Consider the following 18,618-nt stretch of genomic DNA (forward strand, 5'->3'; position numbering starts at 1 on the left):
CGGCACCCGGGTCGGCTAGCGTGGACGCATGCCCAACATCGTCGTGGAACTCGGGAATCAGATGGCCTCGCTGGGAGTGAAGGCGGCGTACGGCGACCCCGTCGACGTCGACGGCGTGAGCGTGACACCCGTCGCGATGACGATCGCAGGCTTCGGCGGCGGCAGCGCGGAGGATGGCGAGGGCGGTGGAGGCGGCGGCGCGTCCATCCCCTTCGGCGTGTACGTGCGCCGTGAGGAGGGTCTGCGCTTCGAGCCGAACATCGTCACGCTCCTCGCCGTCGCGATCCCCTTCGTCTGCGTGGCAGGACGAGCTCTCAGCCGCGTCATCCGTGCACTCAAGAAGTGACGACCCGTTCGACGACGCCCTGACCGCGGCGACCGATCGCATCCTCGCAGCGGTACGGGGCACGGCGGCGTCGAATCCTGTCGTCATCATCGACGGCCGCAGCGGTGCGGGCAAGAGCAGTCTCGCCGCTCGCCTGATCCGCGCCTGGCCGCTGCGAGCGCCCGCCCAGCTGCTTGCGCTCGATTCCGTGTATCCGGGATGGGACGGGCTGGCTCGGGGAGCGCAGTACGCCAGGGAGCGGGTGCTGGTCCCGCATGCCCGCGGCAGGATCGGCATCTGGCGGCGCTGGGACTGGGAGCTCGGCGAGGCGGCGGAGGCGCACGCCGTGGATCCCGCCCTCGGCCTCGTCATGGAGGGCTGCGGGGCGCTCGGAGCCGCATCGGCCCGACTGGCGGATGTGACCGTCTGGGTCGACGGGCCCGCCGATTCGCGTCGGGCCAGGGCTCTCGCGCGCGACGGTGAGGCGTTCCGCGCGCACTGGGACATGTGGGCCGAGCAGGAGGAGACGCACATCGCGGACGATCGTCCTCAGGAGATCGCCGACATCCGGGTGCGAACGCCGTGACGAGGCGCGTTCAGCGCGCGTCGTGCCGGTCGGCGAGCAGCACGAGCAGCTCCAGCCGGTATCCCAGCCAGTCGTAGACGCCGTACCGAGGGTCCCCGGCATCGTGCTCATCCGACCCGTCGATGCCCAGTCTCCGTGCCAGTACGAGGCGGATCCCCGAGAGGGTCCTCAGCCAATGGTCGACCTCCGCGGGCCGGATGAGCACGGTGCACTCGCGAGCGACGGCCTCGATGCCCGTCGTCTCGAACTCGCCCAGGCCCGTGCGCACGACCCGCGCGTCCTCCACCCGCCGGTCGAACAGATCCTCCCGCGTGCTCCGACGGTACTCGGCAGCCGCTTCCGCGTCGTCGGGATACGGGTTCGGGGCGAGCCGGTCCATCGCGTCGTCCGCACCCGAGCGAGGCCCCTCCAGCAGACCGATGTACTCGTCGACGAGAGCCAGCAGCCGGTGACCCTCGATGCCGGCGAGGGGCATCCGCAGCATCCGATGGGTCATCGCGGCTCCCTGCGCACCGTCGCCCACAGTCCGAACCCGTGCATGGCCTGCGCATGCACCTCCATGGTCTCCCGCGGCCCGGTGGCAACGACGGCGTGGCCGTCGTTGTGCACGGCCAGCATCAGTCGGGTGGCCTTCTCCTCGGAGTACCCGAAGTAGGTGCGGAAGACGCGCACCACATAGCTCATGAGGTTCACCGGGTCGTCCCACACCACCAGCTGCCACGGCAGAAGCGGTGCGGAGCTCAGCTCCTCCTCGATGAGAGGAGCGGATACCGGGCTGCTCATGCCCATCCCAGGTCATGCAGCTGCTCATCGTCGATGCCGTAGAAGTGTGCGATCTCGTGCACGAGGGTGGTGTGTATCTCCTTGCGCAGCTCGGCCTCGTCGCGGCAGGCGGCCAGATGGGCGCGACGGTACACCACGATGCGATCGGGGAGCTCGCCGAGGCCGTACTGTCCGCGCTCGGTGAGGGCGAAGCCCTCGTACAGCCCGAACAGGTCCTCGCCGTTCTCCGGCGCGTCCTCGACGACGAATACGACATTCTCCAGGCCGTCGACCATCTCATCGGGCAGTCGATCCAGCTCATCGACGACCAGCCGCTCGAACTCGTCGGGGTCCATGCGGATGCCGAGCTCCCGCTGCATGTGCACCCTCCGGCCCAGGCCGGTCAGTCCCAGACGCTGTTCCGCCTGGGCCAGTTCCCTGTGGAACGGGGTGTCCGGCGCCGGGGCCTCGACAAAGCCCGCGGAGGCGTAGAACGGCGCGTTCCACGGCACGTCCGCGAAGGTGCGCAGCGTCAGTGTCGCCGCACCTCGCGTCGCGGCCTCGTCGATCGCGGCGTCCAGCAGTGTGCGCCCGTGCCCGTGCCGGGCGTGCGCGGGGTGCACGCTGAGCTGTTCCAGGTGCGAGCCGTCCTCGTCGTGCAGCAGCACGTGCGCGAACCCGACCGCAGGACCGTCCTCCTGCTCGGCGGCGACGAGGATGAAGCCGGGCCGTTGCAGCCGTTCCGACGCGGAGGGCGCTGAGGGCCAGGGGACGGCACCGAACAGGGATCGGAAGAGCGAGTCGGCGGCGTCTTCGATGTCGGCGAGCGCATCCAGGTCGGAACCGGAGGCGAGGCGGACGTGAGTGGACATACCCCGATGCTATCGACGCCCGCCGGCCGGCAGCGTTCGTGTGAGAACTCTCAGAGCAGGCTGGCCGTATTCACCGCATCCCCGGAACGGAGTGGGGAGTCGGGGTGTCGTCGGGGGCGGCGGTGGCGTCGAGGCGGAGAAAGCCACGCCTCGGACAGCAATGGCCCGCGAGGGAGCGTCTCGGACGGGTGGCGGAGGAACTCGCGCAGCAGATCGGATCCGCGTCGGCCCGGAGCGCGCAGTCGGCAGAAGAGATCCGCGAACTCGAACGGCGTGACGAGACGGTCGTCCGCACTCGCGTCCAGGCCTCGGAGGCACAAGGCATCCGCAACGGTGCCCCCTGCAGGATTCGAACCTGCGACCGACAGATTAGAAGGCTGTTGCTCTATCCACTGAGCTAAGGAGGCGCGGTTACCCAGACTAGCGTGTCGGAGGGCATCGGTAGGATCGGACCATGGTTTCTGCGTCTGATAACGACCGACTCGTCTGGATCGACTGCGAGATGACAGGGCTCGATCTCTCCATCGACGAACTGGTCGAGATCGCCGTGGTCATCACCGACTTCGAGCTGAGGCCGCTCGATCCCGGCTTCCAGATCGTGATCAAGCCCAGTGATGCGGCGTTCGCGCACATGAACGAGTTCGTCACGAACATGCACCGCACCTCCGGCCTGATCGAGGAGATCCCCGACGGCGTGCCGCTGGCCGTCGCCGAGGAGCGCACACTGGAGTACATCAAGCGCTTCGTCCCCCTCGAGGGAAAGGCGCCGTTGGCCGGCAACACCATCGGAACCGATCGGATGTTCCTCGCGAAGTACATGCAGCGCATCGACAGCTACCTGCACTACCGCAATGTCGACGTGTCCAGCATCAAGGAGCTCTCCCGTCGCTGGTACCCGCGGGTGTTCTTCCAGGCGCCGGAGAAGAACGGCGGCCACCGGGCCCTCGCCGACATCCTGGAGTCCATCCGCGAGCTTCAGTACTACCGCGACGCCGTGTTCGTCGCAGAGCCCGGACCGTCCTCCGATGAGGCACGCGCCCTCTCCGCGCACGCCGTGTCGGAGTTCGCCTCGAACATGTAATAGACTCGGGGAGTTGCCTTCTCCAGAAGGCGCATGGTGGCTATAGCTCAGCTGGTAGAGCACCGCGTTGTGGTCGCGGGGGTCGCGGGTTCAAGCCCCGTTAGCCACCCCAGATCAGAGGCTCCCCTGCAGTGCAGGGGAGCCTCTTGCCGAAGAGCGGGCGCAACCGTGCTCAGAACCGCAGCGCGGCGACGGCGTCATCCGCATCCCAGAACTCGCCGATGAGTCGGAAGGCACCGGATCCCAGCAGCAGACGCTCCGCGCGGTAGCGGACGCCGAGCGGATCCGCGACGACTCGCAGGTGGCCCCGGATGGAGCCTCGTGCGTCGACGACCCGCCACAGGCCGCCCCCTGCTCTCTCCAGACGCTCTGCGCGTGAGCGCAGCACGGGGGCCTCCCAGCGCAGGAGGGGGACGTTCTCGGTGATGGTGATCATGTCGACTCCTTCCTCCTTCGAACATAAGGACGGCCACCGACATCGGCTCCTCTAGACTCGTGACCATGTCCGTCGCCTCGCCGTACGCCGCCCGCCTCGGACGGATCCCCGTCGAGAGACGCACTGTTCAGGTGCTGGGCTCCACCACGGCGTACTGGGTGTACGGGCCCGACGGCGAGGATGCGCTGACGGTCATCGCCGTGCACGGCTTCCGCGGTGAGCACCACGGCCTCGAGCCCGTGATCGCCCATCTGCCCGGCATGCGCGTGATCTCCCCGGACCTTCCCGGCTTCGGCGAGACGCCGCCGATCCCCGGACGCGCACACGATCTGAGTCTGTACTCCGGATGGCTGACGGAGTTCGCGCGCACCGTCGCACCCGACGCCGTCGTCCTCGGGCACTCCTTCGGGTCCATCGTCGCCTCAGCGGCGGTCGCCGGCGGGCTGCGCGCCCCACGGCTCATCCTCATCAACCCCATCGGTGCGCCAGCGCTGGAGGGGCCGCGGGGCGTGCTCACACGACTCGCCGTGCTCTACTACCGGCTGGGAGCACAGCTCCCCGATCGGTACGGGACAGCGCTGCTGCGGCATCCGCTGATCGTGCGCATCATGAGCGCGGCGATGGCGAAGACGCGGGACCCGCAGCTGCGGCGGTTCGTCCACGACCAGCACCGCAGGTACTTCTCCACCTTCGCGGATCGGCAGGTGCTGCACGACGCCTTCGTCACGAGCGTCTCTCATGACGTGCGGGCGTTCGCGGGGGTCATCGATGCTCCCGTGCTGCTCATCGCCGCCCAGCGCGATGACATCACGCCGATCGAGGCCGAGCGCCGCCTGGCGGGGCGGTTCCCCGACGCCGAGCTCGTCGAGTTCGCCGAGGTCGGCCACCTCATCCACTATGAGACGCCCGCCGAGGCCGCCGGCGCGATCCGGCGCTTCCTCAGGCCTCCCGCCGAGCGAGGCCGATGAGCCCCGCCACTCGGAACGGGATGACCTCGCCCATCGCGAGCGACGTCTCCGTGCGCTCCACGCCGTCGATGGAGAGGATGCGGGCATCCACGTCGAACAGGTGCCTGGCGTCCCGACAGGCGACTCTGGCGAGGATGTCGATGGAGCCGCTCAACCCGTGCGCCTGCACCACTTCGGGTACGCGGGCGAGCTCGGCGGTGATCCGCGGCAGTTCTGTCTGGCGGACGCCGATGCTGATGAACGCCTGCAGCGGGAAGCCCAGCACCTCCGTCGAGTAGGACCTCTCGTACGACTCGAACACGCCCGTCTGCTCCAGCCGGGCCATTCGCGCCTGGATGGTGTTGCGGGACAGGCGCAGGCGTTCCGCGAGCGCGACGACGGTGGTGCGGGGGTCTTCGGCGAGGGCGGAGAGCAATTCGAGATCGACGCGGTCCAGAGCGGGCATAGTGCCACACAATAGCAGGGGTGGCTGTGTCACTCGTGTGCAACATGCTCAAGAGCTCGGCGCATGCTTGAGTGATGTGTCAGGTCGACGTACCCTTCAGATATGGCCGACGGAGCCGTCGGCAGACCGTGCACGCCCCACAAGGGCCCCACGTCAGGAGGACGAAGATGTCACCGATCACAGACGCCGAGAGAGACCTCGAACTGACCGAGCGCATGATCGCGCCGGACGGTGTGCGCATACCGAATCCTCAGCTCGACGGCTACGTCCGCGGCATCGACTTCCCGACGCTGCGCGACCTGCATCGCGACATGGTGGTGCTGCGCCGCATCGACGCGGAGGGCGTCGCACTCCAACGGCAGGGCCAGCTCGGGCTCTGGGCGCCGTGCAACGGCCAGGAGGCGGCGCAGATCGGCACCGCGCGCGCTCTGGACCCGCAGGATTTCGTCTTCCCCAGCTATCGCGAGACCGGGCTGATGTACGTTCGCGGGGCGCAGCCCGGTGACTACGTGCGCATGTGGCGCGGCGAGGAGGGCGCCGCCTACGATCCCGCGGCCCTGCGGATCGCACCCCTGCAGATCATCATCGGTGCGCAGACGCTGCATGCCGTCGGCTACGCCCTGGGCATCCGGCACGAGGGCGCCGACGAGGTGGCCGTGACGTATTTCGGAGACGGCGCCACGAGCCAGGGCGACGTGAATGAGGCCATGGTGTTCGCGTCATCCTTCCGCGCACCGGTCGTCTTCGTCTGCCAGAACAACCACTGGGCGATCTCCGAGCCGGTCGGTCTGCAGTCGCCGTTCCCCCTCGCCGGTCGTGCGCCCGGGTTCGGCATCCCGAGTCTGCGCGTCGACGGCAACGATGTGCTGGCGTGCCTCGCCGCCATGCGCTGGGCGCTCGAGCACGCGCGCTCGGGGAAGGGACCCGCCTACCTCGAGGCCGTCACGTACCGGATGGGCCCGCACACCACCGCCGACGACCCCAAGCGCTACCGCGACGACGCAGAGCTGGAGAAGTGGCGCAGACTCGACCCCATCGCGCGGCTGGAGGCGCATCTGCGCGCTGCCGGCGAGCTGCCGCAGGACCACCTCGACGCCGTGCAGGCGCAGGCCGATGAGACGGCCCGAGACATGCGCGCGGCGTGCCTCGGCATGGTCACGCGGCCGGCCCTCACCGTCTTCGACCGCGTGTACGCCGAACCCCACTCCGGGCTCGAGCGCGAGCGTGCCGAGTACGCGGCGTACCTGTCGACCTTCGAGGAGGCGTGAGATGGCGCAGCTGACGCTGGGCAAGGCGCTCAACGCAGGGCTGCGGCAGGCCATGCGCGACGACGACAGGGTCGTGCTGCTGGGGGAGGACATCGGCACCCTCGGCGGCGTGTTCCGCATCACGGACGGCCTGCTGGAGGAGTTCGGCGCCCAGCGGGTCATCGACACGCCGTTGGCGGAGTCCGGCATCATCGGCACGTCGGTGGGGCTGGCGTTCCGCGGGTACCGTCCGGTGGTCGAGATCCAGTTCGACGGCTTCATCTATCCCGCCTTCGATCAGATCGTCTCGCAGGTCGCCAAGCTGCACTACCGCACGCAGGGCAGCGTGAAGATGCCGATCACGATCCGGGTTCCCTGGGCCGGTGGCATCGGCGCCGCCGAGCACCACTCCGAATCACCCGAGGCCTACTTCGTGCACACCGCCGGTCTTCGCGTGGTCGCCGTGTCGGATCCGCAGGACGCCTACCGCTGCCTGCGCCAGGCCATCGCCAGCGACGACCCCGTGCTGTTCTTCGAGCCCAAGCGGCTGTATCACCACAAGGGGGAGGTGGATCTGGCGTCTCCTCTTGCGGATGCTCCTCCCCTGGGACTGGCGAAGGTCGTGCGCAGAGGCGCCGACGCGACCGTCATCGCCTACGGCGCCATGGTCCGCACCGCCCTGGACGCCGCCGAGGCGGCCGAGGATGAGGGGATCTCCCTGGAGGTCATCGACCTGCGTTCGTTGTCTCCGGTCGACTACGAGACCGTCAACGCTTCGGTGCGCCGCACCGGACGCGTCGTCGTCGCCCACGAGGCGTCGCGCGAGGCGGGTGTCGGTGCGGAGATCATCGCCGGCATCACCGAGTTCTGCTTCGAATACCTCGAGTCGGCGCCGCTGCGGGTGACCGGCCACGACATCCCGTACCCGCCGGCGAAGCTGGAGAAGTTCCACCTGCCCGATCTGGACCGCATCCTCGATGCGGTGGATCGCGTCCTGGATCGTCCCAGCAGCATCAGCGGCGTGAAGGGAGCACAGCTGTGATCGAGGAGTTCCGTCTCCCCGACCTCGGGGAGGGTCTCACCGAAGCGGAGGTCGTGCAATGGCTCGTCGTGCCCGGTGACACCGTCACCTTGAATCAGACGCTCGCCGAGGTGGAGACCGCCAAAGCCGTTGTCGAGCTCCCCTCCCCGTACGAGGGCGTCGTCTCCGCGCTGCATGCCGAGGCCGGTGAGACGGTGGCCGTCGGATCTCCGCTGATCACCTTCGACGTCGCGGGTGCGGAGCCGGCTCCTTCCGCGCAGGCGACGGATGCCGAGGAGAAGGCGCAGCCCAATCTCGTCGGCTACGGTGCGGCGCCGAGTTCCGGGGGGCGTCCGGTGCGGCGTGCGCGGCGCGCCGCGGCATCTCAGTCGGTCAGCGCGGATGCGGCCGTGATCGAGGCCGCGCCGCACGACGCGCTGCCCCCCAGCGCGGCCGAGCCCGTGGTGGGGGAGCGGCCGCGCTCGACGCCCCCGGTGCGTGCGCATGCGAAGCGCCTCGGCGTGGATCTCGTGCTGGTGGCGGCGGAGATCGGGGATCGCACCATCACCCGGGCCGACGTCGACGCGTACGCCGAGCGCGTCGGAGCCCGTGCGTCCGGCGCATCCGCGTCGTCGGCGCCTGCATCGCCGGCTCCCGCCGTGTCCTCCGCGTCCGTCGGCGAACGCGCGCAGACCCGGATCCCCATCCGGGGCGTGCGCAAGCACACCGCCCAGGCCATGGTGCGCAGCGCCTTCACGGCTCCGCACGTGACGTGCTTCCACACCGTCGACGTGACGGCGACGATGGAGCTCATCGAGCAGCTGCGGGCGGACAGGTCGCTGTCGGAGCATCGCATCGGACCGCTCGTGCTCGTCGCGAAGGCCGTGTGCATGGCGCTGGGCCGCAATCCCTCCCTCAATGCGACGTGGGACGAAGAGGCCGGGGAGATCATCGAGAATCACTTCGTGGACCTCGGCATCGCCGCGGCGACGGATCGCGGTCTGATCGTCCCGATCATCCGTGATGCCGAACGGCTCTCCCTCACCGGCCTCGCCGATGCTCTCGCGCAGCTCACCCGGACCGCGCGGTCGGGGAGGACGAGCCCCGCGGAGCTCGCCGGCGGAACCTTCTCCATCACCAACATCGGAGTGTTCGGGATCGATGCGGGCACGCCGATCCTGCCGCCGGGGCAGTCCGGGATCCTCGCGGTCGGGGCGGTGCGTCGCCAGCCCTGGGAGCACGACGGTCAGATCGCGCTGCGTCGGATGATGACGTTGAGCGTGTCGTTCGATCACCGTCTGGTCGACGGTGCGGAGGGATCCCGCTTCCTCAAGGACGTCGCCGACCTGCTCGAGCAGCCCGGCAGGGCGATGCTGTACTGAGCGGATGCCGGGGCGGCGTCATCGGCACCGGTCCTGCGGGATCAGCACGGTCAGTCGTCGACGAGCAGTGCCGCCAGTGCCATGGCCTCGAGCAGGCGGCCGGTGCCCTCCTGGGTGCGAAGCAGGGTGCTGGTGCTGTGCGGCGTGGAGTTGAGCAGGCCGAAGCAGGCCTGCACGCGCAGGCGCAGCGCGTCCCTGCCGTCATCGACGAGTTCTGCCAATGCGTCGATCCACAGATCGACGTAGGCGCGCTGCAGCCGGCGTACGTCGGCTCGGCACTCCGGGGAGAGGTAAGGCAGATCGCGGTCGTGGATTCGGATCACGTCCGCGTTGCTCAACGCGAACTCGACGTGAAAGGCGACCAGCGCGCGCACTCGGTCCCTTCCCGCGGCCGCGGATTCCGCGACGTCCGTCCCGCCGTCGACGAGCCGTTCGCTGACACCCACGAGGAGCGCGCCCAGCAGCGCCTGCTTGCCGGCGAAGTGCCGGTAGACGGCCGGGCCGGAGATGCCCACGGCCGCTCCGATCTCCTCCAGAGAAGCACCGGAATAGCCGTGCATCGCGAACAGCTCCGCCGCTGCATGGAGGATCGCGTCGGTCCGGCGGGCCTTCGCGCGATCGCGGGCGGTTCGGGACGTTGCCATCTCAGTTAATCCTCGCTAACCTGAATTGTCATGGTTAATGAACCTTAACCAATCCTGGGTGGAATATCAGCCCTGGGGTGAGTCGAGGAGGACGCGCGATGGCCCGCACCCAGCAGGAGTTGGCAGACGAGCTGCGGGAGCGGATCGCCGAGACGGCTCTGGGCGGACCACAGCATTCTCGCGATCGTCACGTCGCACGAGGCAAGATGTTGCCCCGAGACCGGGTCACACGGCTCCTCGACGAGGACAGCCCGTTCATCGAGATCGCACCGCTCGCGGCGACGGGGTTGTACGACGGTGCTGCGCCGGGCGCGGGCGTGATCGCAGGAATCGGCCTCGTGCACGGTCGCCATGTGATGGTGGTGTGCAATGACGCGACCGTGAAGGGAGGCACCTACTTCCCGATGACGGTGAAGAAGCACCTGCGCGCTCAGGAGATCGCGTTGGAGAACCGACTGCCCTGCCTGTACCTCGTCGATTCCGGGGGTGCCTTCCTGCCCAAGCAGGACGAGGTGTTCCCCGACCGCGACCACTTCGGCCGCATCTTCTTCAACCAGGCGCGGATGTCCGCGGAGGGCATTCCGCAGCTGGCGGCCGTCCTGGGGTCGTGCACGGCGGGCGGCGCTTACGTCCCCGCGATGAGTGACGAGACGGTCATCGTGCGCAACCAGGGCACGATCTTCCTCGGCGGCCCGCCGCTCGTCAAAGCCGCCATCGGCGAGGTCGTCACCGCCGAGGAGCTCGGCGGGGGAGAACTCCACGCCCGTCGTTCGGGTGTCGTGGACCACCTGGCGGAGGACGACGAGCACGCGCTGCAGATCCTGCGCGACATCGTGGCGACCCTGCCCCGCCCCGCCGCCCCCGCCTGGGAGGTCGTCGCCTCTCGCTCGCCGGCGCAGCAGGGCAGCATGTACGACGTCGTCCCCGTTGACGTGAACGAGGCCTACGACGTGCACGAGGTCATCGACCGACTCGTCGATGCCGACAGCTTCTCCGAGTTCAAGCCCGAGTACGCCACCACACTCGTCACGGGCTTCGCCGTGCTGCACGGGCATCCGGTCGGTGTCATCGCCAACAACGGGGTGCTCTTCAGCGAGTCCGCCCTGAAGGGAGCGCACTTCATCGAACTGTGCGATCAGCGCGGCATCCCGCTGCTGTTCCTGCAGAACATCACCGGGTTCATGGTCGGCACCGACGCGGAAGCGGGCGGAATAGCCAAGGACGGCGCGAAGATGGTCACCGCGGTGGCGACCACACGGGTTCCCAAGCTCACCGTGATCATCGGCGGCTCCTTCGGCGCGGGGAACTACTCGATGTGCGGTCGGGCCTATTCACCGCGCTTCCTGTGGACCTGGCCGGCGAGCCGGATCTCGGTGATGGGCGGGAGGCAGGCGGCATCCGTCCTCGCCACCGTCAAGGGCGACCAGCTGGCGGCTCGGGGCCAGGAGTGGACACGCGCGCAGAGGGAAGCGTTCGAGGAGCCCATCCGCGATCAGTACGAGCAGCAGGGCGAGCCGTACTACGCGACGGCGCGGCTGTGGGACGACGGCATCGTCGACCCCGATCAGACCCGCGACCTGCTGGGCCTCGCCCTCGACGTCGTCTCCCGCAGCCCCATGCCCGAGCCGCACTTCGGCCTCTTCCGGATGTGACTGTCATGACCTTGCACACCGCTGATCCCGCCTTCGTCTTCGAGACCGTCCTCGTCGCCAATCGCGGGGAGATCGCCCGCCGCATCATCCGCTCGCTGCGCACGCTCGGCATCCGGAGCATCGCCGTGTTCAGCGACGCGGACGCCGACGCCCCGCACGTGCGCGAGGCCGACGACGCGGTGCGCATCGGCGGCGCATCCGCCGCGGAGTCCTACCTCAAGGTCGACGCCGTCATGGAGGCTGCGCGCCGGTCCGGCGCGCAGGCCATCCACCCGGGGTACGGCTTCCTGTCAGAGAGCGTGTCCCTCGCCGAGGCCTGCGCGGCCGCGGGCATCGTGTTCATCGGCCCCGGCAGGGAGGCACTGCAGATCATGGGCGACAAGGCCCGCGCCCGTGAGCACGTGTCCGCGCACGGTGTTCCCGTCGTTCCCGGCTTCGATGCCACGGGCATGGACGATGCGCTCATCCGCCTGCGCGCCGACGAGATCGGGTATCCGCTGCTGGTCAAACCCAGCGCCGGCGGCGGGGGCAAGGGCATGGAGGTCGTCCGCACCGGCGATGAACTCGCGCAGGCGCTGGCCACGGCCCGGAGGGTGGCCACGGCGGCCTTCGACGATGATGCGCTGGTGCTGGAACGACTGGTGCGACGGCCGCGACACATCGAAGTGCAGGTCTTCGGGGACGCCCACGGCACCGTCCTCGCGCTGGGGGAGCGGGAGTGCACGCTGCAGCGTCGGCATCAGAAGGTCATGGAGGAGGCTCCGGCCGTCCGCCTGCCGTCTGCCGTCCGGGAGCGTCTGATGGACGCCGCCGTCGCCGCCGCGCGCAGCGTGCACTATGTCGGCGCGGGGACGGTGGAGTTCCTCGTGGAGGCGGATGCCGTCGACGAGGTCCACTTCATCGAGATGAACACCCGACTGCAGGTGGAGCATCCGGTCACCGAGCAGGTCACGGGGCTGGATCTCGTCGCCCTGCAGCTGCTGGTCGCTGCCGGCGGTGCGCTTCCCGCGCCGCCCCCGGCGCGCGGGCATGCGGTGGAGGCCCGCGTGTACGCCGAGTCGCCGGAGCGCGGATTCCTGCCCTCCACGGGGACGGTGCTGCTGTTCGATCCACCGCGCGGAGTCCGGGTGGATGCCGCCGTCGAGTCCGGATCGGAGGTCACCGGGTTCTACGATCCGATGATCGCGAAGATCATCGCCCATGGGCCGGATCGTGCCACAGCGCTGCGTCGGCTGGACGCGGCGCTCGCCCGCACGGTCGTGCTCGGCGTGGAGACCAACATCGCCTTCCTGCGGAGCCTGTGCACGCATGCGCGTGTCACCTCCGGCGACCTGGACACCGGACTCATCGAGACGATGCTGCCGCTGCCGCCCCGGCGTCCGTCGCCCCGGATGCTGGCATCCGCGGCGGTTCTCGTCGAGGCGCCCGACGACGTCCGGGTCGGTGAGCTGTGGGGCACGGCGCAGGGCTGGCGGATGGGGACGCCACCGGTCAGGGCGTCCGTCGCGTTCCTCACCGATGACGACGAGATCGTCGAGACCGCGCCGGACGCGAACGCGACGGCGGGCGCGGATGCCGCGACGGATGCAGAGGCGGCGGTGGACGCCGACGGCGCGATCTGGGTGTCCGAGAACGGGACGACCCTACGACTGCGACCGCTGTCGCGCCGCGCACGCCTGCTCCGCCGTCTCGCCGCACAGACCACGACCACCGGCGCCGACGACCCGACAGGGCACGCGCCCATGCCCGGGACCGTCGTCGCGCTGCACGTTGCGGAGGGCGATGTCGTGCGCGAGGGGGACCCGCTCGTCTCGATCGAGGCGATGAAGATGGAGCACCCGGTGCTCGCGCCGCACGACGGCGCGGTGCATCTGCTGGTCGCGGTGGGCGATCAGGTGCGGCGCGAGCAACCCGTCGCCCGTGTCGACGGACAGGAGACAGCATGACCGACGATTCCGGCGATCTCGACCTGACCCAGGAGCAGCGGGAGCTCGCTGCGATGGTGCGCGACTTCGCCGAGGAGGTGGTCGCTCCCCAGGCGTACGAGGCCGACCGCTCCCACACGCTCAACCTCGATGTGGTGCGCCGGATGGGCGAGATGGGGCTCTTCGGCCTGCCCTTCCCGGAGGATCACGGAGGGCAGGGCGGAGACCTGCTGACGCTGGGTCTCGCGATCGAAGGGCTGGCGCGTGTCGATCAGTCCCTCGCCATCACTCTGGAGGCGGGAGTCAGTCTCGGCGCCATGCCCGTGCACAGGTTCGGATCCGAGGAGCAGAAGCAGGAGTACCTGCCGTCCCTGCTGGCGGGTAGGCAGCTCGCGGGCTTCGGCCTGACCGAGCCGGAGGCGGGCAGCGATGCGGGTGCGACGCGCACCACCGCGCGCCTCGAGGGCGACGAGTGGGTGATCGACGGCACGAAGCAGTTCATCACCAATTCCGGGACGGCGATCACCCGGTTCGTCACCGTCACCGCGGTCACGGGCGAGGTGAACGGCCACAAGGAGATCTCGACGATCATCGTCCCCAACGGCACCCCGGGATTCACCGTCGAACCCGCATACGACAAAGTCGGCTGGAACGCCTCGGACACGCACCCGCTCACGCTGCAGGGCGTGCGAGTGCCGGAGGGCAACCTGCTGGGGGAGCGCGGCGCCGGGTTCAGGAACTTCCTCAGCATCCTCGATGAAGGACGCATCGCCATCGCCGCGCTGGCGACCGGGGCGGCGGAGGGATGCCTGGAATCGGCCGTCGACTACGCGCGCTCGCGCACGGTGTTCGGCGCGGCGCTGAGCACCAGGCAGAACGCCCAGTTCACCCTCGCCCGCATGCGCGCGCGGGTGCACACCGCACGGCTCGCCTGGCACCATGCCGCTCGGCTGCGCGACGCGGGGCGGCCCTTCGCCGAGAAGGCCGCGATCGCCAAGCTCGTCTCCAGCGAGGCCGCGATGGACAACGCACGCGATGCCACGCAGATCTTCGGCGGGAACGGCTTCATGAACGAGTACCCGGTGGCCAGGCACTACCGCGACTCGAAGATCCTCGAGATCGGCGAGGGCACCAGCGAGGTGCAGCTGCTGGTCATCGCCCGCACACTCGGCATCGCCGGTTAGGGTACGTGCATGGCCGACATCCCCCCGCCTGACCGCTTCGACCTCGGGCCGGCGCTGCTGTTCTGCCCCGCCGACCGGCCCGAGCGATTCGCCGGCGCGCTGTCGAAAGCCGACGCCGTCATCCTCGATCTCGAGGACGCGGTCCTTCCCGAGGCGAAGGCGCAGGCGAGGGAGAACATCATCTCCACCGACCTCGACCCGGCGCGCGTGGTCGTGCGGGTCAATGCTCCCGCCTCTGCGGAGTTCACCGCCGATCTGGCGGCGCTGACCCGCACGCCGTTCCGCAACGTCATGGTGGCCAAGACGGAGGACCCTGCGGCACTCGATGCCTTCGACGAGTCGTACGCGCTCATCGCACTGTGCGAGACGGCCGCCGGCGTGCTGCGCGTCGCCGAGATCGCCGCGCACCCACGTGTCGCGGCACTGATGTGGGGCGCCGAGGATCTCGTCGCCTCCCTCGGCGGCACCTCCAGCCGGTTCGACTCCGGCTCATACCGGGACATCGCCCGGCATGCGCGCGCGGCGACGCTGCTCGCCGCCGCGGGGCACGGGCGCGCGGCGATCGACGCCGTGCACCTGGACATCGACGATGAGGCCGGGCTGGCAGCGGAGGCCTCGGATGCGGCGGCATCCGGATTCCGGGCCACCGCCTGCATCCACCCCAAGCAGGTCCCCGTGATCCGCGACGCGTACCGACCCGATGCCGATTCACGGGAGTGGGCGCGTGCCGTGCTCGCGGCCGCCGAGGGGCAGCGCGGCGTGTTCAGCTACCGGGGTCGGATGGTCGACGAGCCGCTGCTGCGGCAGGCCCGTGCGATCCTCGGGCAGGCGTGAGGCGGGCATCCGCGACGAGCGGCAGGCGATCCGCCGCGCCACCGCTCACCCGACGATCGGCTCCAGGAACCTCAGCGTGCTGCGCTCGGCGACGAACCTGTGTACGGAGCCGTTGCGGATCGGCTCGCCCTCCCGGGGAAGGGTGCCGCCGGACACGTGCATGAGCAGCGCGCGGATCACTCCGCCGTGCGTGACCACCACGATCGATTCCGCGGCCGGTGCGGACCGGCGCCTGGCGGCGCGGGCGATGCGCTCGAGCGAGTCCAGTGCACGGTCGCGCACCTCGTCGAGCGTCTCGGCGCCGGGAACCTCGGACTGCCAGTCGCCGTAGCGTGCCAGGTAGTCGGACACTCCGATGCCCTCCGCCACACCGAACTCCCGCTCCCGCAGACCCCGCGTGATGGCGGGCTCCGGCAGGCTCAGGCGTGCGGCGATGATCTGCGCGGTCTCCTGCGCACGGATCAGCGGGCTGGTGTACACGGCGTCATGGCGGCCGGCGGCGAGCGCCTCCGCGGCCGCACGGGCATCGGCCCGCCCGGTGTCGTTCAGGGGGATGTCGGTGGCACCCTGGATGCGGCGCTCCAGGTTCCAGTCGGTCTGACCATGGCGCACGAGGGAGATGAGTGTCACGCCTCGACCCTATCGAGTCGATCTGCGAGAGCGCTCAGCACGGATGACGTGCCGCCGGCGATCACGGCATCCGCCCACGCATCCGCCCTCGTCGGCTCGCGATTGACGATCACGAGGGGGATGCCGCGGCGCCGGGCGCGCTCGATGATGCGGATGCCGGAGTTCACCGTCAACGAGGTCCCCGCCACCAGCAGGGCGTCCGAGGCTCCCACCAGCGACTCCGCGGCGCGGAACCGCGCGGCGGGGACGAACTCGCCGAAGAAGACGACCTCCGGTTTGAGCATCCCCGCGCACACCGTGCACGGCGGGATGACGAAGCCGCGGGTGCTCTCCGGCGTGACATCCCCGTCGGGGTTCAGTGCGATCCGCTCAGGAATGCGCACCCAGGGGTTGAGCTTCTCGAGCTGCTCCGCGACGGCCCGACGATCGAGGACCTGACCGCACCTCAGGCACAGCACGCGATGCATGGTGCCGTGCAGCTCGACGACCCGCGTGCTGCCCGCGCGCAGGTGCAGGCCGTCCACGTTCTGCGTCACCACGCCGGTGACCGCACCCGTGCGCTCCAGCCGTGCGAGCGCCAGATGACCGGCGTTCGGGTCGGGTGAGGTGAACGCCCGCCAGCCCAGGTGGCCGCCCAGCCAGTAGCGCCGGCGCGCGCCCGCGTCGCCGAGGTAGGTCTGGATGGTCATCGGGGTCGCCCGGGGCCGGGCGCCCGCACCGCGATAGGCGGGGATGCCGGAGTCGGTGGAGATGCCCGCACCGGTGAGTACGGCGATTCTGCGTCCCGCCAGCAGCGCGGCCGCGGCGCGCACCCGGTCGAGCACCTCGTCATCCTCGGCGGGGACGGCGGTCGTGTCATCGGGGTGCACGGGGGAAGTCTACGGCGAGCGAACGTGGAAGAAGCCCGGGTCTGCGAGAGTGGAGGGATGCAGCTGGTGCCCGTCGACGATGCCTCGGATCCCAGACTCGACGACTACCGTTCGTTGACCGACACCGCCCTGCGACGGGTGCGCGAGCCGGCGGGCGGCCTGTACATGGCCGAGTCCGTCAAGGTCATCGCACGGGCAGTGCAGGCGGGGCACGTCCCCAGGTCGGTGCTCACCCAGCCCAGGTGGACGGATGCCGTGGGTGAAGCGCTCGACGGTCTGGACGTCCCCGTCTACGTGGTCTCCGCGGATGTCAGCGAGCGGGTCACGGCATTCGCGATCCACCGCGGGCCACTGGCGGCGATGCAGCGTCCGGTCCTCCCGGTCGTCGCGGACGTCCTGGACGACGCGCGGCTGGTGCTGGTGCTGGAGGACGTGTCCGATCACACCAACGTGGGTGCGGCGTTCCGCGCCGCCGCCGCGCTGGGCGCGGATGCGGTGCTCGTGACGCCGCGCTGCGCCGATCCGCTGTATCGGCGCAGCGTGCGGGTGAGCATGGGCACGGTGTTCCAGGTGCCGTGGACCCGGATCGGCGAATGGGACGAGGCGGGGCCCGTTCTGCGCACGGCGGGATTCCGGACGGCGGCACTCGCGCTGCGCGAGGGAGCCACACCGCTGGACGAGTACGCCGCGGCACGCCCCGAGAGGGTGGCGCTCGTGCTGGGCACGGAGGGTGACGGGCTCAGCTCGCACGCGCTGGCCGCCGCTGACGACGTGGTCACCATCCCGATGCTCGGCGGTGTCGATTCGCTCAACGTCGCCTCCGCCGCCGCCGTCGCGCTGTGGGCGCTGACGCATTGAGGGGCGACGGGCGCGACCCGTCGTCGGACTTCAGTCCTCGGAGTCCGGGCGCCGGACGGGTGCGGGCTCGGGACGCTTGGCGACGATGTGATCCCCGGAGGACTGGTGGCGCAGCCTGCGCAGCACCCAGGGCACGAGGTGCTCGCGCGCCCAGCCGATGTCGTCGGCTCGGGCCTCCCGCCAGGTGCGGGCGGGCAGGGGACCCGGCTGCATGGGCTGCAGGTCGTTCGGCACATTCAGCGCACGGAGCACCATGCGGGCGATCTCATGATGACCGAGGGGATTGAAGTGCAGCCGATCGTCGTCGAAGAACCGGGGATCCTGCACGACCTTGAGCGCCCACTGGTCGGCGACGATGCAGTCGTACCGCTCCGCGATCGCGCGGACGTTCTCGTTGTAGATGGCGACCTTGCCGCGGAACGGGCGGAAGACCGGTGTGAAAGCGGTGTCGATGCCGGTGAACAGGATGACGGCCGCGCCCGTGGAGGAGAGCCGTGCCACGGCGCCCTCGAGCTGCTGGGCGATCTCGTCGGGGTCCGTGCCGGGGCGGATCACGTCGTTCCCACCCGCGCAGATCGAGATGAGGTCGGGATTGAGGGCGACTGCCGGCTCGATCTGGTCGGCGACGATCTGACCGATCAGCTTCCCTCGCACCGCGAGGTTGGCATACGCGAAGTCCTCGACGTCTCTGGACAGGACCTCGGCGACGCGATCCGCCCAGCCGCGATGCCCATCGGGTTCTGCGGGGTCGGGGTCTCCGATGCCCTCGGTGAAGGAGTCCCCGACGGCGACGAAACGTCGCCACGGGTGCGGGCCCTCATTCGGGACGAATGGGGTGCGGGACGAATCCTGGTCGACCATCGTGTGCTCCTTCGACTTCTCCGCGCCGCTCGTGGC

General features: G+C 69.9%; 21 protein-coding genes, 2 tRNA genes and 1 pseudogene. 13 read left to right on the top strand and 11 right to left on the bottom strand.

Annotation, left to right across the window (positions count from 1 at the left end; genetic code table 11):
- The first annotated feature begins 28 nt into the window (after window positions 1-28).
- Together ABD770_RS12425 and ABD770_RS12430 are read left to right on the top strand one after the other, a co-directional pair.
- Window positions 29-346 carry a hypothetical protein gene (locus tag ABD770_RS12425; protein WP_344819990.1) on the top strand — a complete coding sequence of 106 codons (318 nt, stop codon included), beginning with the start codon at window positions 29-31 and terminating at the stop codon, window positions 344-346.
- Complete coding sequence (locus tag ABD770_RS12430) at window positions 330-911, top strand: nucleoside/nucleotide kinase family protein (protein WP_344819991.1); 582 nt, start codon at window positions 330-332, stop codon at window positions 909-911. Before ABD770_RS12425 ends, ABD770_RS12430 begins: the two co-directional genes overlap by 17 nt.
- A 10-nt stretch (window positions 912-921) precedes the next feature.
- Here ABD770_RS12430 and ABD770_RS12435 read toward each other — a convergent pair whose 3' ends face one another.
- The 5 genes and pseudogenes from ABD770_RS12435 to ABD770_RS12455 all read right to left on the bottom strand — a co-directional run bounded on the left by ABD770_RS12435 (window position 922) and on the right by ABD770_RS12455 (window position 2,952).
- Window positions 922-1,407, bottom strand: coding sequence for a DUF2017 family protein (locus tag ABD770_RS12435; RefSeq protein WP_344819992.1), 486 nt, complete (start codon window positions 1,405-1,407; stop codon window positions 922-924).
- Complete coding sequence (gene clpS / locus ABD770_RS12440; RefSeq protein WP_344819993.1) at window positions 1,404-1,694, bottom strand: ATP-dependent Clp protease adapter ClpS; 291 nt, start codon at window positions 1,692-1,694, stop codon at window positions 1,404-1,406. The genes ABD770_RS12435 and clpS overlap by 4 nt, the downstream gene beginning before the upstream one ends.
- Window positions 1,691-2,029, bottom strand: coding sequence for a metallopeptidase family protein (locus ABD770_RS12445; RefSeq protein ID WP_344820432.1), 339 nt, complete (start codon window positions 2,027-2,029; stop codon window positions 1,691-1,693). Before ABD770_RS12445 ends, clpS begins: the two co-directional genes overlap by 4 nt.
- Window positions 2,030-2,149: 120 nt before the next feature.
- A pseudogene (locus ABD770_RS12450) lies at window positions 2,150-2,545 on the bottom strand (GNAT family N-acetyltransferase); the annotation flags it as partial.
- 334 nt (window positions 2,546-2,879) lie between these two features.
- Window positions 2,880-2,952: transfer RNA gene (locus ABD770_RS12455), tRNA-Arg, on the bottom strand.
- A gap of 47 nt (window positions 2,953-2,999) precedes the next feature.
- On the opposite strand from ABD770_RS12455, the gene orn reads away from it, so the two are divergent.
- Together orn and ABD770_RS12465 are read left to right on the top strand one after the other, a co-directional pair.
- The gene (gene orn, locus ABD770_RS12460; protein WP_344819994.1) at window positions 3,000-3,626 is read left to right on the top strand and encodes an oligoribonuclease; all 627 of its coding nucleotides are present in this window, start codon (window positions 3,000-3,002) and stop codon (window positions 3,624-3,626) included.
- 36 nt (window positions 3,627-3,662) lie between these two features.
- A tRNA-His gene (locus tag ABD770_RS12465) sits at window positions 3,663-3,738 on the top strand.
- A 60-nt stretch (window positions 3,739-3,798) separates the two neighbouring features.
- Here ABD770_RS12465 and ABD770_RS12470 read toward each other — a convergent pair.
- The gene (locus tag ABD770_RS12470) at window positions 3,799-4,062 is read right to left on the bottom strand and encodes a hypothetical protein (RefSeq protein ID WP_344819996.1); all 264 of its coding nucleotides are present in this window, start codon (window positions 4,060-4,062) and stop codon (window positions 3,799-3,801) included.
- A 65-nt stretch (window positions 4,063-4,127) separates the two neighbouring features.
- Between ABD770_RS12470 and ABD770_RS12475 the strand changes: the two genes are divergently transcribed.
- Window positions 4,128-5,030, top strand: a complete 903-nt coding sequence (locus ABD770_RS12475; protein WP_344819997.1) for an alpha/beta fold hydrolase — start codon at window positions 4,128-4,130, stop codon at window positions 5,028-5,030.
- On the opposite strand, the gene ABD770_RS12480 is transcribed toward ABD770_RS12475, so the two are convergent.
- The gene (locus tag ABD770_RS12480; RefSeq protein ID WP_344819999.1) at window positions 5,002-5,475 is read right to left on the bottom strand and encodes an Lrp/AsnC family transcriptional regulator; all 474 of its coding nucleotides are present in this window, start codon (window positions 5,473-5,475) and stop codon (window positions 5,002-5,004) included. The genes ABD770_RS12475 and ABD770_RS12480 overlap by 29 nt on opposite strands.
- A 167-nt stretch (window positions 5,476-5,642) precedes the next feature.
- Between ABD770_RS12480 and ABD770_RS12485 the strand changes: the two genes are divergently transcribed.
- From ABD770_RS12485 to ABD770_RS12495, 3 genes are read left to right on the top strand one after another with little or no spacing between them, the layout of a single operon-like run.
- Window positions 5,643-6,743: a thiamine pyrophosphate-dependent dehydrogenase E1 component subunit alpha gene (locus ABD770_RS12485; protein WP_344820000.1), complete on the top strand. Its 1,101-nt coding sequence runs from the start codon at window positions 5,643-5,645 to the stop codon at window positions 6,741-6,743.
- A 1-nt stretch (window position 6,744) separates the two neighbouring features.
- Complete coding sequence (locus tag ABD770_RS12490; RefSeq protein WP_344820001.1) at window positions 6,745-7,764, top strand: alpha-ketoacid dehydrogenase subunit beta; 1,020 nt, start codon at window positions 6,745-6,747, stop codon at window positions 7,762-7,764.
- The gene (locus ABD770_RS12495; protein ID WP_344820002.1) at window positions 7,761-9,125 is read left to right on the top strand and encodes a dihydrolipoamide acetyltransferase family protein; all 1,365 of its coding nucleotides are present in this window, start codon (window positions 7,761-7,763) and stop codon (window positions 9,123-9,125) included. The genes ABD770_RS12490 and ABD770_RS12495 overlap by 4 nt, the downstream gene beginning before the upstream one ends.
- Window positions 9,126-9,175: 50 nt before the next feature.
- Here the strand turns inward: ABD770_RS12495 and ABD770_RS12500 are convergent, their stop codons facing one another.
- Window positions 9,176-9,769: a TetR/AcrR family transcriptional regulator gene (locus ABD770_RS12500; protein WP_344820003.1), complete on the bottom strand. Its 594-nt coding sequence runs from the start codon at window positions 9,767-9,769 to the stop codon at window positions 9,176-9,178.
- Window positions 9,770-9,867: 98 nt separating this feature from the next.
- Between ABD770_RS12500 and ABD770_RS12505 the strand changes: the two genes are divergently transcribed.
- From ABD770_RS12505 to ABD770_RS12520, 4 genes are read left to right on the top strand one after another with little or no spacing between them, the layout of a single operon-like run.
- Window positions 9,868-11,421, top strand: a complete 1,554-nt coding sequence (locus tag ABD770_RS12505; RefSeq protein ID WP_344820004.1) for a carboxyl transferase domain-containing protein — start codon at window positions 9,868-9,870, stop codon at window positions 11,419-11,421.
- Window positions 11,422-11,426: 5 nt separating this feature from the next.
- Window positions 11,427-13,367, top strand: coding sequence for an acetyl/propionyl/methylcrotonyl-CoA carboxylase subunit alpha (locus ABD770_RS12510; protein ID WP_344820005.1), 1,941 nt, complete (start codon window positions 11,427-11,429; stop codon window positions 13,365-13,367).
- Window positions 13,364-14,530, top strand: a complete 1,167-nt coding sequence (locus ABD770_RS12515) for an acyl-CoA dehydrogenase family protein (RefSeq protein WP_344820006.1) — start codon at window positions 13,364-13,366, stop codon at window positions 14,528-14,530. The genes ABD770_RS12510 and ABD770_RS12515 overlap by 4 nt, the downstream gene beginning before the upstream one ends.
- A gap of 9 nt (window positions 14,531-14,539) precedes the next feature.
- Entirely contained in the window at window positions 14,540-15,364 is an 825-nt protein-coding gene (locus ABD770_RS12520) for an HpcH/HpaI aldolase/citrate lyase family protein (RefSeq protein WP_344820007.1), read from the top strand.
- Window positions 15,365-15,409: 45 nt separating this feature from the next.
- On the opposite strand, the gene ABD770_RS12525 is transcribed toward ABD770_RS12520, so the two are convergent.
- Entirely contained in the window at window positions 15,410-15,994 is a 585-nt protein-coding gene (locus ABD770_RS12525) for a histidine phosphatase family protein (RefSeq protein WP_344820008.1), read from the bottom strand.
- Window positions 15,991-16,863 carry a Sir2 family NAD-dependent protein deacetylase gene (locus ABD770_RS12530; RefSeq protein ID WP_425562768.1) on the bottom strand — a complete coding sequence of 291 codons (873 nt, stop codon included), beginning with the start codon at window positions 16,861-16,863 and terminating at the stop codon, window positions 15,991-15,993. The genes ABD770_RS12525 and ABD770_RS12530 overlap by 4 nt, the downstream gene beginning before the upstream one ends.
- A gap of 57 nt (window positions 16,864-16,920) precedes the next feature.
- Here ABD770_RS12530 and ABD770_RS12535 point away from each other — a divergent pair, with 57 nt between their 5' ends.
- Window positions 16,921-17,721 (top strand): TrmH family RNA methyltransferase, encoded by an 801-nt coding sequence (locus tag ABD770_RS12535; protein ID WP_344820009.1) that lies wholly within the window; start codon window positions 16,921-16,923, stop codon window positions 17,719-17,721.
- Between the two features lie 30 nt (window positions 17,722-17,751).
- Here the strand turns inward: ABD770_RS12535 and ABD770_RS12540 are convergent, their stop codons facing one another.
- Complete coding sequence (locus ABD770_RS12540) at window positions 17,752-18,582, bottom strand: SGNH/GDSL hydrolase family protein (protein ID WP_344820010.1); 831 nt, start codon at window positions 18,580-18,582, stop codon at window positions 17,752-17,754.
- Window positions 18,583-18,618: the final 36 nt, after the last annotated feature.

The sequence above is a fragment of the Microbacterium soli genome, from assembly GCF_039539005.1.
Taxonomy (GTDB): Bacteria; Actinomycetota; Actinomycetes; order Actinomycetales; family Microbacteriaceae; genus Microbacterium; species Microbacterium soli.

What these genes read in the sequence shown, in the direction of transcription:
- ABD770_RS12510 (WP_344820005.1), top strand. Translation starts at nt 11,427, where the DNA reads ATGACCTTGCACACCGCTGATCCCGCCTTCGTCTTCGAGACCGTCCTC.
- ABD770_RS12485 (WP_344820000.1), top strand. Translation starts at nt 5,643, where the DNA reads ATGTCACCGATCACAGACGCCGAGAGAGACCTCGAACTGACCGAGCGC.
- ABD770_RS12540 (WP_344820010.1), bottom strand. Translation starts at nt 18,582, where the DNA reads ATGGTCGACCAGGATTCGTCCCGCACCCCATTCGTCCCGAATGAGGGC.
- ABD770_RS12490 (WP_344820001.1), top strand. Translation starts at nt 6,745, where the DNA reads ATGGCGCAGCTGACGCTGGGCAAGGCGCTCAACGCAGGGCTGCGGCAG.
- ABD770_RS12515 (WP_344820006.1), top strand. Translation starts at nt 13,364, where the DNA reads ATGACCGACGATTCCGGCGATCTCGACCTGACCCAGGAGCAGCGGGAG.
- ABD770_RS12425 (WP_344819990.1), top strand. Translation starts at nt 29, where the DNA reads ATGCCCAACATCGTCGTGGAACTCGGGAATCAGATGGCCTCGCTGGGA.
- ABD770_RS12445 (WP_344820432.1), bottom strand. Translation starts at nt 2,029, where the DNA reads ATGGACCCCGACGAGTTCGAGCGGCTGGTCGTCGATGAGCTGGATCGA.
- ABD770_RS12475 (WP_344819997.1), top strand. Translation starts at nt 4,128, where the DNA reads ATGTCCGTCGCCTCGCCGTACGCCGCCCGCCTCGGACGGATCCCCGTC.
- ABD770_RS12470 (WP_344819996.1), bottom strand. Translation starts at nt 4,062, where the DNA reads ATGATCACCATCACCGAGAACGTCCCCCTCCTGCGCTGGGAGGCCCCC.
- ABD770_RS12435 (WP_344819992.1), bottom strand. Translation starts at nt 1,407, where the DNA reads ATGACCCATCGGATGCTGCGGATGCCCCTCGCCGGCATCGAGGGTCAC.
- ABD770_RS12535 (WP_344820009.1), top strand. Translation starts at nt 16,921, where the DNA reads ATGCAGCTGGTGCCCGTCGACGATGCCTCGGATCCCAGACTCGACGAC.
- ABD770_RS12520 (WP_344820007.1), top strand. Translation starts at nt 14,540, where the DNA reads ATGGCCGACATCCCCCCGCCTGACCGCTTCGACCTCGGGCCGGCGCTG.
- clpS (WP_344819993.1), bottom strand. Translation starts at nt 1,694, where the DNA reads ATGAGCAGCCCGGTATCCGCTCCTCTCATCGAGGAGGAGCTGAGCTCC.
- ABD770_RS12480 (WP_344819999.1), bottom strand. Translation starts at nt 5,475, where the DNA reads ATGCCCGCTCTGGACCGCGTCGATCTCGAATTGCTCTCCGCCCTCGCC.
- ABD770_RS12500 (WP_344820003.1), bottom strand. Translation starts at nt 9,769, where the DNA reads ATGGCAACGTCCCGAACCGCCCGCGATCGCGCGAAGGCCCGCCGGACC.
- orn (WP_344819994.1), top strand. Translation starts at nt 3,000, where the DNA reads ATGGTTTCTGCGTCTGATAACGACCGACTCGTCTGGATCGACTGCGAG.
- ABD770_RS12505 (WP_344820004.1), top strand. Translation starts at nt 9,868, where the DNA reads ATGGCCCGCACCCAGCAGGAGTTGGCAGACGAGCTGCGGGAGCGGATC.